Source organism: Halorubrum sp. SP3 (assembly GCF_005435195.1).
Classification (GTDB): domain Archaea; phylum Halobacteriota; class Halobacteria; order Halobacteriales; family Haloferacaceae; genus Halorubrum; species Halorubrum sodomense.
The window spans coordinates 1-318 of the sequence record NZ_SGTU01000529.1 but is presented as its reverse complement, the minus strand read 5'-3'; the positions used below and the strand labels follow the sequence as shown (position 1 = coordinate 318).

Genomic DNA, 318 nt, shown 5'->3' with positions numbered 1-318 from the left:
GGGGACTTCGTCACCAGCGCGATCCGGCCGCTCATCACGGTCTGGGTGCCCGTCAGCGGGCCGGTCATGAACGCCAGTCGGTTCTCCGGTCCCAGCGGGTCCACGTCGGGCCCCTTGTCGAAGACGTACTTAACGCCGAGCCCGCGCGCGCCGATGTACTTCTCCGCGTCGTCGTCGTCGATCCCGCGGTAGCTGACCTCGCCACCGCCGAGATCGACCTGTGCCACACGGTCTCTGTAGCCGCCCATTTCAGTCATGTAATGCTCGTTCATTATAGACGGACCACAGCGTGTTAGGTGTTCACCTCGGGACGCAACC

The 318-nt window shown here is 64.2% G+C and carries 1 protein-coding gene; it reads right to left on the bottom strand.

Annotated elements, in window-relative coordinates:
- Positions 1 to 257: aldehyde ferredoxin oxidoreductase N-terminal domain-containing protein (locus tag EXE42_RS17465; RefSeq protein ID WP_275938244.1), on the bottom strand; the 257-nt coding region annotated here is incomplete at its 3' end.
- Positions 258 to 318 lie beyond the last annotated feature (61 nt).